The 3274-nt window shown below is 39.7% G+C and carries 1 protein-coding gene; it reads left to right on the forward strand.

The genetic code is table 11. The features are described from left to right. The first annotated feature begins 60 nt into the window (after positions 1-60). Positions 61-3210, forward strand: a complete 3150-nt coding sequence (locus tag AC1DUA_RS30620) for an S-layer homology domain-containing protein (protein WP_477503337.1) — start codon at positions 61-63, stop codon at positions 3208-3210. Positions 3211-3274: the final 64 nt, after the last annotated feature.

Here is a 3274-nt window from a genome sequence, read left to right on the forward strand (position 1 = left end):
ATTGTTAGCTTTAACCTAAAAAATAAAACCAAAGATATTCAAGGAGGAGAAAAAAAGGTTATGAAGAAAAGTTTATCCGTAGTTCTTTCCACAGCAATGGCATTATCTATGTTTTCGTCCCTAGCATTCGCAGCGAAATCCTCTGCTGATTTCACAGATCTTAAAGATCTTGACGCAGCTACAAAAGCAAAATTTGATGCAATGATCAGCGCAGGTATTTTTGATGGAGTGAGCGACACTACATTTGGTCTTAAAGACGAAATGAACCGCGCTCAATTCGCAAAAGTTGCAGCTTTGATCACTGGTATCGAAGTAAACAAAGACCTTAAAACTTCCAGCTTCTCCGATGTTACAGCTGACGACGCTGCTAACGGCTACGCTCTTCCATACATCGAAGCTTTGAAAACTGCTGGTATTACTGACGGCTATGCTGAAGGTCAATACAACCCAGCTGGTAAAGTAACAAAAGAGCAATTGGCTACTTTCTTGGTTCGCGTACTGAACAAAGATGCTGATGCTAAAGGTAAAACTGGTACTGATACAACTGTTTCTGACTGGGCACAAGGCTATGTAGCACTTGCTCTAGAATTGAAACTTCTTCCTGCTGGCGACGGCGGTAAATTCGGTGGCCAATCCAATGCAACTCGTGACCTACTTCTAACTGGTGCATACGAAGCGAAAGCTCAATACGTATCTCCTGGTAAAGTATCCGTTACAGGTGCAAAAGCAACTGGAGCTCAACAAGTAACAGTTACTTTCAACAAACCAGTTGACACTGACAAAGCTACATTGGCTTTGAAAAAAGGTACAGCTGATGTAGCTACAACTGTTAAATTTGCAGATGACAAAAAATCCGCAGTTTTGACATTGACTGACGTTAAAGTTGGCAAAGGTGAGTACACAGTAACAGTTTCCGGTTTGGATGCAGCTGCTGTTGACAAAACTACTGCAACTTTCACTGGTGAAGACGAAGTTCTTACAAAAATCGACTTCGTAAACGCTGGCGACACAATTGCTTACGCTGACAAAACAATCGTTAAAGTAAAAGCTTCCAACCAATACGGTGAGAACGCTACTACAAACGCTGGTTCTTACAACGTTTACACATCTGCTGCAACATTCACAAAAATCACAAAAGATACTGATGGTACTTTGTTGATTACTTTGAATACAGCTAACAGCAACACAACTCAAGGTGTATCTGTAATTCCAGTAACTGTTGTTAACAACGACAGCCACATTACAGCTACTAAAAACTTCAAGCTTGGTACACAACCAATCCTGACTAAACTTGAGCTTGGTGCGGCTCGTTACTCCGTAGGTGAGACCTTGAACGGTAAAGGCGAAAACGTTAAGTTTGATCTTAACTTGTTCGACCAATACGGCGGCACAATTTCCTATGATTCTTTGCTTAATGCAAAAGTTTACGGCACAAGCAATAAATTGTTTGGAGATACAACTTTAATTTGGAATGATTACATTTCAAGCGATGATGTTAAAGTGGAATTTGAGGATAACGGAAACGATATTCCGCAAGTTAAAATCTCCTTGTTGAATGATGTTGATAAAGCTGCTGATTACAACTTCACAGTGTTCAACCAAGCTGCTACAGCAACTGGTAAAATCAGCATCAAATCGGCTAAAGTTGCTAATAAAGTTGAAATCGGTGACCTTAACGATGTAATTGCTGCTGGTGATAAAGATGTATACATTCCAGTTATCGCTTATGATGCTGCTGGAAATCAACTTAGCGTTGATGATCTGACTAGCGATCAAAACCGTAAACGAATTAACATTAACATTTCTGGTGCAACAGGTCTTGATGGTGCTACTAGCGTGAAAATCGAAGATTCTGGCGAGCACAGAGGAACTATTCGTTTGAACAAAATTGTTGATAGTGCTAAAGGAGCAGTATCCATTACTGCAATTATCGCGACAGCTAACGCAAGCAGCACTTCAACTAAGACTTATACAATTGCAGACGCTCGTGTACCTGATCACTTCAAAGTAGYAACTGATCCAGCTAAAGCAGCACTCAAGGGTGCTACATCAGCTGTTGAGCTTGCAGTTATTGACCAATACGGTAAAAAACTTGATGATGCTCATTTCACAGATAGCCAAGGTAACAATTCAACTGGTGGTAACGAGTACCTTGTAACTGTAAGTGCAGCAACTTACGGTGCTAATGGTRCTCCTACACCGACTGACACTACGCTTGGTTTGAAAAACCCAGATGGTACTGCGTTTAAATCTTTAACTTATGGTAAAGGTGCAACCAATGCTTCAGGTGGTGCAAACGCTGGTGACTTCAAATTATTCAACAAAGAATTCACACTTTTCACTTCAGCAGACAAAGCAGCTACAGGTACGACTCCTTTCGTAGCAGGTTCTGAAGAAGGTTCTAAAGTTGAGTACACAGCAAAAATCACTAAAAACGGTACTGAGATCTCCAAATTGACTAGAACGTTAACTGTTGCTAAGTCTACTGATGATCTTACTTATTCTGTGAACTCTGTTCCTACTTTGTTCAACTTTATCGATAGTGGTACTGTTGTTGATACAACTTATGGTAATGGAACAACAATAACTGGTACAGATCTTAAAGATCTGACTAAATACACAGTTTTGGCTCGTGAAGTTAAGCTATCTGCTAAGAATGCTGCTGGTGATACAGTTAAAGTTCCAGCTGGAACAATTCAAAGCATTACATCTTCTAACAATGCTATAGCTAAAGTTATTCTTTCATCAAATGGTAAAGCATACGTTCTTGGTAACAAAGTTGGTACTGCAACATTGAACGTATCCTACAAAACTATTAAAGGTGAAGTGAAACAAACAACTGTTTCTGTAACTAGTAAAAATGATGCTTTGGCAGTTGACAAAATCGCTGCTGACAGCACTATGGATATTAACGACACTGGTTTCAATGCTTTCATGCAACCAGACGTGATCGTTACAGATAACTATGGTAAAGAGTATGAGCAAGGCGATGCTCAAAAAGCTAACGGCGTATTGGGTGTTACTTTCTCCGTAAGCCACTTCTCTACTAATATCAGTAGTGTAACAGTTGATGCTTATGGTAACATCACAGTAGTTAGAAAATCCAATGCTGCAGATGCTTCCTTTGATTTGACAATTACATCCCCAAGTGGTAAATCGGTTGTAGTTGCAGTTACTTCTACTGTTGCAACGCAAACTCCAGTGAAATAATGGTAACTAATGTTTAATAAAAAGAAGGCCTAACGGCCTTCTTTTTATTTTTGTACAAATGTAG

This window comes from Paenibacillus sp. 01T422 (assembly GCF_056398785.1).